Annotated in this window: 12 protein-coding genes; 6 read left to right on the top strand and 6 right to left on the bottom strand. The window is 63.4% G+C overall.

Going from position 1 to position 12889, the window contains the following annotated elements; all coding sequences use genetic code 11:
- The first annotated feature begins 19 nt into the window (after positions 1 to 19).
- Positions 20 to 1138 (top strand): agmatine deiminase family protein, encoded by a 1119-nt coding sequence (locus tag DIC66_RS05060; RefSeq protein ID WP_117174686.1) that lies wholly within the window; start codon positions 20 to 22, stop codon positions 1136 to 1138.
- Between the two features lie 7 nt (positions 1139 to 1145).
- On the opposite strand, the gene DIC66_RS05055 is transcribed toward DIC66_RS05060, so the two are convergent.
- From DIC66_RS05055 to DIC66_RS05035, 5 genes are all read right to left on the bottom strand, one after another.
- The gene (locus DIC66_RS05055; RefSeq protein ID WP_117175100.1) at positions 1146 to 3683 is read right to left on the bottom strand and encodes an ABC transporter permease; all 2538 of its coding nucleotides are present in this window, start codon (positions 3681 to 3683) and stop codon (positions 1146 to 1148) included.
- A 107-nt stretch (positions 3684 to 3790) separates the two neighbouring features.
- Positions 3791 to 5302, bottom strand: coding sequence for an FAD-dependent oxidoreductase (locus DIC66_RS05050; protein ID WP_199534664.1), 1512 nt, complete (start codon positions 5300 to 5302; stop codon positions 3791 to 3793).
- A 112-nt stretch (positions 5303 to 5414) separates the two neighbouring features.
- Entirely contained in the window at positions 5415 to 6098 is a 684-nt protein-coding gene (locus DIC66_RS05045) for a BON domain-containing protein (RefSeq protein WP_158558844.1), read from the bottom strand.
- A complete protein-coding gene (locus DIC66_RS05040) occupies positions 6067 to 6573 on the bottom strand; it encodes a glycine zipper 2TM domain-containing protein (RefSeq protein ID WP_117174683.1) in 507 nt (168 codons plus the stop codon). The genes DIC66_RS05045 and DIC66_RS05040 overlap by 32 nt, the downstream gene beginning before the upstream one ends.
- Before the next feature lie 164 nt (positions 6574 to 6737).
- Positions 6738 to 7433, bottom strand: coding sequence for an MgtC/SapB family protein (locus DIC66_RS05035; protein ID WP_117174682.1), 696 nt, complete (start codon positions 7431 to 7433; stop codon positions 6738 to 6740).
- 100 nt (positions 7434 to 7533) lie between these two features.
- Between DIC66_RS05035 and DIC66_RS05030 the strand changes: the two genes are divergently transcribed.
- Genes DIC66_RS05030 through DIC66_RS05010 form a run of 5 tightly spaced genes read left to right on the top strand, consistent with a single transcriptional unit; the run spans position 7534 to position 12017 of the window.
- Positions 7534 to 8628, top strand: a complete 1095-nt coding sequence (locus DIC66_RS05030) for an ABC transporter substrate-binding protein (protein WP_117174681.1) — start codon at positions 7534 to 7536, stop codon at positions 8626 to 8628.
- Positions 8629 to 8672: 44 nt separating this feature from the next.
- Complete coding sequence (locus tag DIC66_RS05025; RefSeq protein WP_117174680.1) at positions 8673 to 9626, top strand: ABC transporter permease; 954 nt, start codon at positions 8673 to 8675, stop codon at positions 9624 to 9626.
- Positions 9623 to 10429, top strand: a complete 807-nt coding sequence (locus DIC66_RS05020) for an ABC transporter permease (RefSeq protein ID WP_117174679.1) — start codon at positions 9623 to 9625, stop codon at positions 10427 to 10429. Before DIC66_RS05025 ends, DIC66_RS05020 begins: the two co-directional genes overlap by 4 nt.
- A gap of 25 nt (positions 10430 to 10454) precedes the next feature.
- A complete protein-coding gene (locus DIC66_RS05015) occupies positions 10455 to 11522 on the top strand; it encodes an ABC transporter ATP-binding protein (RefSeq protein ID WP_117174678.1) in 1068 nt (355 codons plus the stop codon).
- Between the two features lie 45 nt (positions 11523 to 11567).
- The gene (locus DIC66_RS05010; RefSeq protein ID WP_117174677.1) at positions 11568 to 12017 is read left to right on the top strand and encodes a GNAT family N-acetyltransferase; all 450 of its coding nucleotides are present in this window, start codon (positions 11568 to 11570) and stop codon (positions 12015 to 12017) included.
- 11 nt (positions 12018 to 12028) lie between these two features.
- Here the strand turns inward: DIC66_RS05010 and DIC66_RS05005 are convergent, their stop codons facing one another.
- The gene (locus tag DIC66_RS05005; protein WP_117174675.1) at positions 12029 to 12886 is read right to left on the bottom strand and encodes a formate dehydrogenase accessory sulfurtransferase FdhD; all 858 of its coding nucleotides are present in this window, start codon (positions 12884 to 12886) and stop codon (positions 12029 to 12031) included.
- Positions 12887 to 12889 lie beyond the last annotated feature (3 nt).

The following is a 12889-nucleotide window of genomic DNA, read 5'->3' as shown; positions in this document are numbered from 1 at the left end:
TGTAGAGGAGACAAATCCTATGGGCACACGCCGCACACTGCTTACAAAAACCGGAGCATGCGTGGGTGCTAGTGTGCTGTCCTGGGCTTCGCCGGGCCACAGCCAAGCGCAGATTCCGTGGCGCATGCCCGATGAGGGGGAACCGCACTTGCGGACTTGGATGGCGTTTGGTGCCAGTGCCGACATATGGGGCCAGGCGTTGCTACCCGCAGTGCAGCGCGACCTGGCGGAGCTGGCACGAACGATTGCCCGCTACGAGCCGGTCTCCATGCTGGTGCGTCACGCAGAGCGCGCCACCGCCGAAAAGCTGCTGGCTGGCGCGCCCATCCGTCTGATTGAGGCTGCGTTGGATGATTTGTGGATACGCGACACCGGCCCCAGCTTTGTGGTGAATCCGAGCCGTCCCGGGGAACGGGGCGCGCTGCAGCTCAACTTCAATGGCTGGGGCAACAAGCAGGCCCATGCCCAGGACGCCCGCGTGGCGGCTTTGATAAGCGGGCATGCAGGCGTGCCACTGCTGCACACCCCCTTGGTGCTGGAGGGCGGCAGTCTGGAGGTGGATGGACAGGGCACGGCCATCATCTCGGAGAGTTGCGTTCTCAACCCCAACCGCAATCCTGGCCTGGGAAAAGAAGCTGTAGAGGCCGAACTCAAGCGCCTGCTGGGGCTGACCCGGATCATCTGGTTGCCAGGCATCCGCGGGCGTGATATCACCGATGGGCATACCGATTTCTATGCCCGCTTTGCCAGGCCCGGTGTTGTAGTGGCCGGCTATGACCCCGACCCCCAATCCTATGACCACGCGGTGACCCAGGCGCACCTGCAGATTCTGCGCAAGGCCCGGGACGCCCGAGGCCTGCAACTGGAGGTGGCGGTTTTGCAAGCGCCGCAAGCCTTGGGCCCAAAGGCGCAAGGCGCCAACTTTGCGGCGGGCTACATCGGCTTTTACCTGTGCAATGGCGCCGTTATTTCGCAAAAATTTGGTGATGACAAGGCGGACCAGGCTGCCAGGCACCTGCTGCAGCAGGTGTTTGCCGGGAGAGTGGTCGAGCAGTTGCGCATGGACGCCATCGCCGCTGGTGGCGGCAGCGTGCACTGCGCCACGCAACAGGAACCGCGCGCTTCGGCAGCAGCCTGAGCAACGCCTAACTGGCCGCCCTGCGCAAGGTTTCCACCACCGGCCTGCGCAACACATCGCGCAAGCCCCACCAGCCTGCTGCCAGCGCCAATACGGCTCCGCACAGAGCGCCCCAGATGGGCAGCCACAGGCTCACCGTCCATTCAAACTCAAACACATAGTGGGCCAGCGCCCAGCCCACGGCATTGGCCACCAACGAGGCCAGAAAGCCCGCCAGCAAACCCACCCCGGCCAGCTCGGCACGCTGCACCTGGCGCAACAGGCTGGCCTGGGCGCCCACGGCGCGCATCACCGCGTACTCCTGCGCGCGCTCTTCGCGCGTGGCGCTCACGGCAGCAAACAGCACCACCAGCCCGGCGGCCAGCGTGAAGCCGAACAAAAACTCCACCGCGCGGATCACCTGGTCGAGCACGCGCTGCACCTGGTTCAGGGCGCTGCTCATGTCCACCTCGGTAACGTTGGGAAATTGGCGCACCAGCGCGTTGTCAAAGCCGGCCGTGGCCGGGGCCTTGAAGGCGGTCATGAAGGTGCTGGGCACGTCGGCCAGCACATCCACCGGGAACAGCACAAAGAAGTTGGCGCGCATGGAGCTCCAGTCCACCTTGCGCAGCGAGGTGATGCGCGCCTGCGTCTGCACGCCGCCCATGTCGAACTCCAGCTTGTCGCCCAACTGGAGGCTCAGAGTCTTGGCAATGCCCACTTCCACGCTGATGGCGCCCGCCTCCTCGGCCGTCCAGGCACCGGCCGTAATTTCGTTGTGTGGCGGCTGCGTGGCGCTGTGCGAAAGGTTGAACTCCCGGTCCACCAGGCGCTTGGCACGCTCGTCAGTGTAGTCCTCGGGCGACACGGTGCGCCCGTTGATGGCAATCAGGCGGCCGCGGATCATGGGGTACCAGTCGTACTTTTCTACACCGCCTTTGGCCAATGCGGCGCGGAAGTCCGGGCCCTGTTCGGGCATGACGTTGATGACAAAGCGGTTGGGCGCATCCGGCGGGGTGGCGCGGCGCCAGCTGCCAATCAGGTCGGTGCGCAACAGCACCAGCAGCAACAGCGCCAGCATGCCCACCGACAACGCGCTGACCTGCACCACGGCGAAGGCCGGGCGCGCGGCAATCTGGCGCGTGGCCAGCACCAGCCAGCGTGGCGCGGTTTGCTCACTCACACTGCGGCGCAAGAGCTTGACGGCCAGCCAGCTCATGGCTGCAAACAGCAGCACGGCCCCGGCAAAACCACCTACGGCGATCAGGCCCAGTGTCAGGTCGCTGCTGGCCACCAGCAGCAGCGCGGCAAAGCCCAGCACACCGACGGCCAGCACGCCCATGGACGCGGGCCGCAAATTGCCCACATCGCGGCGCATCACGCGCAGCGGCGGCACCTGCGCCAGTTGCAACACCGGCGGCAGGCCAAAGGCCAGCAGCAGGGTCAGGCCCATGCCCATGCCCAGGGCTACCGGCAACAGGCTTGCCGCTGGCAGCGCGGTGTTGAGCAGGCCCGCCATGAGCGCCACAAACAGGTAATGCACACAAAAGCCCAGCAGCACGCCCAGGGCGCTGGCAAACACGCCCACCAGCGCAAACTCCACCGTGTAGCTGGACGCTATGGCGCGCTGGCTCAGGCCCAGCACGCGCAGCATGGCGCAGTCGTCCAGGTGCTTGGCGGCAAAGGCGCGCGCGGCCAGGGCCACGGCCACCGCGCTCAGCAAGGCGGCCAGAAGGGCCACCAGGCTGAGGAACTTGTTGGCGCGGTCCAGCGTCTGGCTCATCTCCGGCCGCCCGGTCTGCAGCGACTCCACGCGCACGCCGCGCACACCGCGCTCGGCCCGGTTGGCGCCGTCTTTCACCTCTTTGTCGGCCCAGTCCACAAACGTCTTGACCGGCTCATCGGCACCGGCCACAGCCAGGCGGTAGTTCAGGCGGCTGGCAGGCTGTATCAGGCCGGTAGCGGCCACATCAGAACTGCGCATCATCACGCGCGGCGAAAAGTTCATGAAGCCCGCGCCCCGGTCCGGCTCCAGCGCAATCACGCCGCCAATGGTGAAACGGCTATCGCCCAGCAACAAGCTGTCGCCGCGCACCACACCCAGCGACTCCAGCAGGGAGGGATCGACCCAGACTTCGCCGGGCCGGGGAATGCCGGTGGCGGCCTCATCTTTGGAGGGAATGCCGGTGGCCAGCATCAGCTTGCCGCGCAGCGGGTAGCCCGGCTCCACTACCTTGAGCGCTACCAGCTTGGAGCCGCCGCCCTTGGCGTCGTCTGCACGCGCCATGGTGGGAAAGCCCAGTGTGGTGACCATGGACAGGCCCAGTGCCCGCGCCTTGGCCACAAACACTTCAGGCGTCGGGTTGTCGCTGGCGATGACCGCGTCGCCGCCCAAGAGCTGGCGCGCATCACGCTGCAAACCACCCTGCAGGCGGTCGGCAAAAAAGCCCACGGCACTGAGTGCGGCCACGGCCAGTGTCACGGCCACGATCAGCAGGCGCAAATCGCCGCTGCGTACATCACGCCACAGGCTTTGCCAGCCCAGGCTCCAAAAAGATTGCTTCATGGCGCAACCATAGCGCATGTGTGTGTATGCACGGTGCAGCAACCCACAGAAGGCCTATGGCTTGCGGTGCGATGGCAGTCGCCACCGCAGGTGCCGGCCCTGCTTGCTCAATGCAGCCGCACCCCCTGGCGTTCCAGCTCGGCCTGCACGGCGGCCATATCCACCTCGGCCGTGCTCTGCTTCTGGCGGATGGAGACAGCTGCCGCCACGCCTGCCCCCTGGCCGGTAACGGTGCAGGCCATCATGTTGCGCATGGCCGCGTGCGAGACCATGTCACCGGCCACGCAGCGCCCGGCCACCAGCAGGTTGTCCACTTCGAGCGGCACCATGCAGCCATAGGGCACCTCAAAGTAGCGACCGGTGCTGGGCAGGATCAGCACCGCGTAGCCGTCGATGAACTCCGGGAAGATGCCAATCGAGTCGCTGAAGGTGGCCTGGTTGCGCACATCGTCACCGGTGAGGTTGGTGCGGCCGATGATCTTGCGCGAGTCGCGCACGCCCAGCGTCATGGCGAAGTTGCGCAGCTTGGCTTTCTCAAAGCCTGGCACCACGGCCTTGAGGGCCAGCAGAGCCTGCAGGGCTTCGCCGCGGCCCTGCATCTCGGCGCGGGTGAGGTCGTTCACGTCGGTGGGGTCAAAGCCGTACATGTGCACCAGGTTGAGGTTATTGGCCTCGCCTGCCTCTGTAAGCGAAGACCAGGAGCCGCCCAGGTTGGTGCTGTCCTGCGGGATCACGCCCAGGGCGCGGGCTGTATCAAACTCCTTGTCCAGGTAGGGGCTGCGCAAGGCTTCTTCCTTGCCCGTGGTCTGCTGCTGCCAGGTACGGCTCCAGTCGGCGTAGGTGGCCGGTTGCGCCTCGGTGTATTCCAGAAAACGTTCCTTGTCCACGCCGGAGGCGTTGAACACGGTGGTCATGCCCAGCATCTTGTCCTTGGGGGTCTTGCGGTAGCTGGCACCAGACAGGTGGGCAATGTCGGCGTCGCCAGTGCAGTCGATGATGCGCTGGGCCAGCACCACCTGGCGGCCCGATTTGCTCTCGGTGATGATGCCCTTGAGGCGCTTGGAGCCTTCTTCAAAAATCACATCCACCGCATAGCAATGCAGGATGGGGCGTATGCCGGACTCGCGCACCAGGTGGTCGGCCACCACCTTGAAGAAGTCGGCATCCAGGCATTCGCTGTCGTTGTAGGGCCACTTCACCGTGCCGCCCATGGCGGCGGCGCGGCGCTCCATTTCGATGCCAATGCCTTCGGACTCGATGGTGCCCTCGTAGCGGTACCAGGACAGGGTTTCCATGCCCACGGTGGTGATGGCGCCGCCAAAGCAGCCAAAGCGCTCCAGCAGGACCACATCGGCACCGGCCCGGCGCGCGGCCAGTGCGGCAGACAGTCCGGCCGGACCCGCGCCCACCACCAGCACCTCGCATTCGGCCAGGATGGGCAAGGCCTTGGGTGCCTCGATGTAGACGCCTTTGTCAGCATCCAGCTCGCCTGGTGCGGGCGGCGTGTGCTGCAGCACCTCGCCTTCTTCTGTGGTTTTGCGGGTGAAGGTCAGGCGCTGCCCAGACCAGCGGCTGAGCATGCGGGCCACGCGGCCCGGGAACTTGTCTTCGTCTTGCATGGCGCTCCTAGTTCAGAGCACAGCAGTATCTGACGGATGGGCTTTTGCGTGTGAGGCTGCTGTGCCAGCACGTCGAAAGCAGACCAGACGGCGTCGCATCCAGCGAAGTTGGCTAGGGATACTTTTTGATTTCCACAAACGACTTCAGCTGCGCCACGCCGTCTACCGCGCGTATGGCCTCCATGGCCTTGCGGTGTTCGTCTGCGGACTGGGCCCGGCCCAGGACGTAGACAGTGTTGCGCACAGAGCGCCAGCGCAAGTTCACAGACGACACATCGCGGGTGGAGAGCAGTTGCCCGGTGATCTTGGTCTCTATCCAGTAGTCACTGGCAAAGCGCTCCAGGCCTTCCTTCTTGTTGGCGTCGCGCTTGGCGACCGAGGCACGGCGTCGGGCCAACTCTTCGGCAGACACAATCTGGATTTCGTCGTAGACCTTGAGCACGCGCTTGTCGGCGCGCACGGACTGCGCCACCTCGTTCCGCGTGCGGGCGTCTGCCACCGTGCCGGTCAGCAGCACACGCTGTTCCCAGACATCGATGTTGACGTCCATGGCCAAGGCGGTGTCCTTTTGAGCCAGCGCGGAAAACAGGCTGGTACCGATCTGGGCGTCGGTAATGAAGTCGCTGCTGTTGCGGCTTTCAGCAGCCCTTTTGGCACTCTCGGACAGTACGGTGGTACAGCCACTGGCGCACAGCAGGAGCGCCAGGGCGGCAAAGTGCCAGACTGGCCCCAGTGGCCGGTAGGGCCACGGTGTGCGCAGGTGCTTACTGATTTTTCTTGGCGATTTCGTTGCCAATGTAGCCGCCGCCCACGGCGCCAAGGATGGTGGCCAGGGTCTTGCCGTCGCCACTGCCCACCTGGTTGCCCAGCACACCGCCTACGACGGCGCCCACGCCAATGCCCACCGGGCTGTTTTGTGGCGCCTTGTGGGCAACCGGTGCTGGCTGTGCGGGAGGTGCAACGGGTGCATTGCGCTGTGCCGTGTCCTGCGCGGCCACGTTTGTGTTGCCGGATTTGAGGTGGCTGACAGGCCTTTGCTGCTGGCTCTTGGCTGCGGGCACACCGTTGTCCCAGTTGTCTGCGCTGCGTTGGTCAGGCGCGGACATGGAAGTGCCTTGCAGATTGTCGCGGTTGCCTTCTGCGGTGGTGCCATACGAGTTGGGCAGCAGCCCCGTGATGGCGGCAATGCCCACCAGACTGAAGAGGGTGACTGCACCGGCTGCGACTGCAACCAGGGGGTGAATGCGTTTGGCAGATTCTGCAAGGCTCATGGGTAGCTCCGTCAAGTAAATACGTAGAGTCCAGTATCGCCAAAGCCGGCATGCATCTTATGGATAAGTCGTGAGCAAACTGTTTCGAATGTAAGTGTGCGTAACCACAAGCGCAAAGGCCTGCCGCTGTGCTAACGATGAGCGCCCGGCATGTGCGCGCTGTCTCAATCGCCCGTGGGCGAGATGCGGAAGGTCTTGATCTGCACACTGGCGCGCAGGTAGCGGGCCAGTGCCGAGAATTTGTGGGCATCCGACGTGCGTATGACCATGCGGTATTCAAAATCCGCCCCATCGTCGGACACCCGGTAGCTGATGTTGGCGATGGTGAAGCCATGCTTCTCCAGCAGTGCGCGCACCTCTTCTTCTTCCATGGCGTTGTTGCGGTCAAAGGCAATGAAGTGCTGGGCATAGTGGTGCGAGGGTATGCGCGCCTCTATCAAACGGAACAGCGACAGAATACCCACGGTGAGTATGGTGGCCACGATGGCGGGGTAATAGAACCCGATGCCGATCAGCACGCCAATGGCCGAGGTGATCCAGATCGATGCGGCCGTGGTCAGGCCCCGCACGCTCAGGCCCTCCTTGAAGATCACCCCCGCGCCCAAAAAGCCGATGCCCGTCATGATGCCCTGTGCCATGCGGGTGGGATCGGTGCGGAAGGAGTCCATGGAGGCCCCGGCCGGCAGCCATTTGCTCTGGTACAGCGTAACCAGCATCAGCAGGCTCGACGCCAGGCACACCAGGGTGTGGGTGCGAAAACCCGCCGGTCGGCCGTGGTAGCTGCGCTCCAGTCCAATCACACCACCGACTGCCATGGCACCTACCAGGTGCATGGTCATCGTCACTAAATCTTGATCCATTTTTATTTGTATCCAAATACGTTTGCTAACTGTAAACTGATTGTCACGGAACTGACTTCTTTTAACGCCACACTGCGCTGGCAACTTCATAGGAACCGTTATGCATGTAAATAAATTGACTTCACTGGCCCTGGCCGCCCTGGCCGTTTGCGGTGCGCAAAGCGCGTCCGCCCAGTCGGCCCAGCTGATTGCCGCAGCCAAGGCCGAAGGCCAGCTGACCGTGATCGCGCTGGCGCGCAGCTGGTGTGGCTACGGCCCCATCATTGACGCCTTCAAGGCCAAGTACGGCATCAAGGTCAATGAGCTCAATCCCGATGCAGGTTCCGGCGATGAAATCGAGGCCATCAAGGCCAACAAGGACAACAAGGGCCCCCAGGCCCCCGACACCATTGACGTCGGCCTGTCCTTTGGCCCCAGCGCCAAGGCCGCCGGTCTGCTGCAGCCCTACAAGGTATCCACCTGGGCCAGCATCCCTGACAGCGCCAAGGATCCTGAAGGCTACTGGGTTGGCGACTACTACGGCGTGCTGGCCTTCCAGGTCAACTCCGACATGGTCAAGCCACCGCAAGACTGGGCCGATCTGCAGAAGCCCGAGTACAAGAACGCCGTGGCCCTGGCTGGCGACCCACGTGCCTCCAACCAGGCTATCCAGGGTGTGTACGCTGCAGGCCTGAGCATCTCCGGTGGCGACACCTCCAAGGCCGCCGCTGCGGGCCTGAAATTCTTTGCTGACCTGAACAAGGCCGGCAACTTTGTGCCGGTGATCGGCAAGGCGGCCTCGCTGGCCCAGGGCACCACCCCCATCATCATCAGCTGGGACTACAACGCCCTGGCCGACCGCGACAAGCTCGCTGGCAACCCCAAGGTCGACGTGGTAGTGCCCAAGACCGGCGTGGTGGCGGGCGTGTATGTGCAGGCCATCAGCGCCTACGCACCCCACCCCAATGCCGCCAAGCTGTGGATGGAGTACCTGTACTCTGACGAAGGCCAGCAAGGCCTGCTCAACGGTTACTGCCACCCCATCCGCTTCAACGACATGGTTGCCAAGAACAAGTTCAGCAAGGCCTCACTGGACAAGCTGCCTCCGGCTGCTGGTTATGCCAAGGCCCTGTTCCCCACGCTGGATCAGCAGGGTGCTGCCAAGGAAGTCATCACCAAGCAGTGGGATGCCGTCGTAGGTGCAGCGGTCAAGTAAGTTGACCCGCTGACAGCCTCCCATCGGGCATGACTCTTGCGGTCATGCCCGATTTTGTTTGGGCCCCGGCCTGCCCTGTTTCACCAGTGAGTTGCACCGTGTCTGCTGATTCCATTCCAAACCCCGGGCGCATACCGGCGCCCCCTGGCAACAAGCCACTCAACCTAAACCTGCTGGGCGTGCTGCCCTTCTTTGTGTTTGCGCTGATGTTCATGCTGCTGCCCACGGCCTACCTGATGGTGGGCGCATTCCAGGATGCCGAGGGACACTTCACGCTGAACAACCTGGCCGGCCTGCTGGAGCCCAATGTGCTGAGCGCCTACTGGATCAGTTTCAAGATCAGCATCGCCTCCTCCGTGGCGGGTGGCCTGCTGGGCTGCCTGCTGGCCTGGGCTGCAGTACTGGGCAAGCTGCCGGGCTGGATACGGCCCACGCTGATGACCTTCTCGGGTGTGGCCTCCAACTTTGCCGGTGTGCCGCTGGCCTTTGCCTTTCTGGCCACGCTGGGCCGTATGGGGCTGGTGACCATCCTGCTGCGCACCTATCTGGATATCAATATCTATTCCACCGGCTTTTCGATTTTGAGCTTCACGGGCCTCACGCTCACCTATTTATATTTCCAGATTCCGCTCATGGTGCTGATCATCACACCGGCACTTGAAGGCCTGAAGAAAGAGTGGCGCGAGGCCTGCGATTGCCTGGGCGGCAGCACCCTGCAGTACTGGCGCTTTATTGCCCTGCCGGTGCTATGGCCCAGCATCCTGGGCGCCATGCTGCTGCTGTTTGCCAACGCCTTCGGCGCGGTGGCCACGGCCTATGCGCTCACCGGCAGCTCGCTCAACATCGTGCCCATCCTGCTCTATGCGCAGATACGCGGCGACGTGCTGCACAACCCGAATCTGGGCTACGCCATGGCCCTGGGCATGATTGTCATCACCGGCCTGGCCAACGCCGGCTACATGGTGTTGCGCAGCAAGACCGACCGGAGGAGCGCATGAGCACCGCGAGCAAAGCCACAAAAGAATCGCGCCTGGGTGCATGGATTGCCATGGCTGTGGGCAGCGCCTACTTCCTGCTGCCTCTGATTGCCACCTTTGAATTCAGCCTGCGCATGAAGCGCGGTGAGTACAGCTTTGAGGCCTACAAGGTGGTGTTTGGCGACCCGCAGTTCCAGGCCACCTTTGGCTACTCCATCGTGATGGCGATTGCCACCATTCTGGTGGGCGTGCTGCTGGTGGTGCCCACCGCCTACTGGGTGCATTTGCGCATGCCCAAGCTGCGCCCGCTGGTGGAGTTCATCACGCTGCTGCCGCTGGTGATACCGGCCATTGTCATCGTGTTTGGCTACCTGCGCATGTACAACAGCAGCTCCATCATTCCGCTCACCGGCAGCGAGCACGCCACCGACTTTTTGTTGGTCTGCAGCTATGTGACGCTGTCCCTGCCGTATATGTACCGCTCGGTGGATACGGGCCTGCGCACGATTGATGTGCGCACACTCACCGAGGCCGCCGAGGTGCTGGGTGCCAAGCGTGCCACCATCTTGTTGCGGGTGATATTTCCCAACATCAGCTCGGCCATTCTGTCGGGTGCCTTCCTGACCTTCGCCGTGGTGATTGGCGAGTTCACCATGGCCAGCCTGCTGGACCGCCCGGCCTTTGGCCCTTACCTGCAGCTTATAGGCGCCAACCGGGCGTATGAGCCGTCGGCCCTGGCCGTGATTGCCTTCATCGTGACCTGGGCCTCCATGGGCCTTATCAATGTGTTTGGCCGCAACGCCCACACCAAGCCCACCCGCTAACCCACCCAATAAAAAGATTCACGCCATGGCCTTCCTGGAAATTTCCAACATACAAAAGCGTTTCGGCAGCCAGACCGCCGTGCATGACTTCTCCATCTCGATCGAGAAGGGCGAGTTCATCACCTTCCTGGGCCCCTCGGGCTGCGGCAAGACCACCATCCTGCGCATGCTGGCGGGGTTTGAAGCACCCTCGGTAGGGAGCATCGTGTTTGACGGCAAGGATGTCACGCATGTGCCAACAGCCAAGCGCAATGTGGGCATGGTGTTCCAGTCGTATGCGCTGTTCCCCAACATGACGGTGGCCGAGAACATCGGCTTTGGCCTCAAGGTAGCCAATGTGGGCAAAGACGAGACCGAAGCGCGCGTACGCGAGATGCTCAAGCTCATCAAGCTCGATGCCCTGGCCGAGCGCTACCCCTGGCAGATGTCGGGCGGCCAGCAGCAGCGCGTGGCACTGGCGCGCGCACTGGCCAACCGCCCCAAGGTCTTGTTGTTGGACGAGCCGCTGTCGGCGCTGGACGCCAAGATCCGCATCTCGTTGCGCGAAGAAATCCGCGAGCTGCAGCGCGAGCTGCACATCACCACCGTGTTTGTCACACACGACCAGGAGGAGGCCCTGTCCATCTCCGACCGTATCGTGGTTCTGAACGAAGGCCGTGTGGAGCAGACCGGCACGCCCTCGGCGATTTACAACTTTCCGCGCACGCGCTTTGTGGCCTCGTTTATTGGCACACTCAACCAACTCTCCGGCGAGGTGGTGGACACGGCCAAGGGCGAGATCCGTGTGGGCACGCAGGTGCTGGTCACCAGCAACCCGCTGGATGATTTGAAGAACGGCCAGAAATGCACCCTGGCGATCCGCCCCGAAGCCATTACCCTGGATGCTCCCGGCGCAGTCACCAACGGCAAGAACACGGTGCAGACGGTGGTGGATGATGTGAGCTTTCTGGGCTCCATCGTGCGTATGCGAACGCACCTGGGCGCTGAGGTGGTTTCCATGGACGTATTCAATGACCCGAACCAGAAGCTGCCGGTGCGCGGCGACACGGTGTCGCTGAGCTTTGCGTTTGAAAACCTGCTGGTGCTGGCCTAGCTGATGCATACCATCGGACGGCCGAGCCAGAAAGGATTGGAGTCCATGAACTGGCAGTGTCTTTCTTTTGAGCAACTCACAGGCGCACAGCTCTACGCTGTGCTATCCGCACGCCAGCAGGTGTTTGTGCTGGAGCAGCAATGCCTGTACCCGGACATGGACGGCCTGGACCAGGACGCGCACCACCTTCTGGGCTGGAGCGACGACACCCCCACGGCCCAGCTCTGCGCCTACCTGCGCGTGCTGGCCCCCGGTGTGAAATTTGCCGAAGCCTCGCTGGGCCGCGTGCTGACCACCGCAGCAGGCCGCGGCACCGGTGCCGGACGCGCGCTGCTCAGGCGCGGTATTGCAGAAGCCCAAGCGCTGTACCCGGAGGCGCGCCTGCGCATTGGCGCGCAACAGTACCTGGAAGCCTTCTACGCCAGCTTTGGCTTTGTCACCGTGTCAGCGCCCTATGACGAGGACGGCATTGCGCACATCGACATGCTGCGCTAAGAAATCAGACGCTATGCAGCCGCCCGCACCGGCAATCCCGCCAGCTCCGGCTGCAGCTGCAAGCGCCCGGCGCCGCTGAAGCAGACAAAGCGCTTGTTGGTGGCGCGGCCTATGGCGCACAGGCCCAGGCGCTGGGCAACAGAGTGGCCCATCTGGGTCATGCCGCTGCGCGACACCACCACGGCAATGCCCATTTGCGCGGCCTTGACCACCATTTCGCTGGTCAGGCGCCCGGTGGTGTAGAACACCTTGCCCTCGGGCTGCACGCCGTTCAAGGCCATCCAGCCGGCAATCGTGTCGATGGCGTTGTGGCGGCCCACGTCTTCCACAAACAGCAGCATTTCTTCCCCGGCAAACAGCGCGCAGCCGTGGACCGAGCCGGCCGTTTTGTACACGCTTTGCTGCAGGCGGATGGCATTCACCACGGAGTACAACTGGGCCTGGGTGATGCGGGTGTCGGGCAACTGCAGGGCGTCCAGCCCGTCCATCATGTCGCCAAACACACTGCCCTGGCCGCAGCCGGTGGTGACCACGCGGCGTGCGGTTTTTTGTTCCAGGTCGGCAATGCCGCTGCGCGTTTTCACGGCCGCCGCACCCACCTCCCAATCCACAGTGACGGACTCGATGTCGTCAAAGCTGCTGACCAGGCGCTGGTTGAGCAGGTAGCCCAGCACCAGCCACTCCGGGTGTGCGCCCAGGGTCATGACGGTGATGAGTTCGCGCTTGTCCACATACACGGTGAGGGCGCGCTCCGATGGGATGGCGAGCTGGTAGGTCTCGCCAAACTCGTTGACCACGTCCACGCTGTGCGTGAGTGCAGCGCTGGCCTGCGTGAGGTACAGCGGCGCATGGGTGGCTAGGGTCGTCATGGG

The organism is Rhodoferax lacus (genome assembly GCF_003415675.1).
Lineage (GTDB): Bacteria > Pseudomonadota > Gammaproteobacteria > Burkholderiales > Burkholderiaceae_C > Allorhodoferax > Allorhodoferax lacus.
The sequence above is the reverse complement of the archived record's forward strand: the minus strand, read 5'-3'. Positions and strand labels throughout refer to the sequence as shown.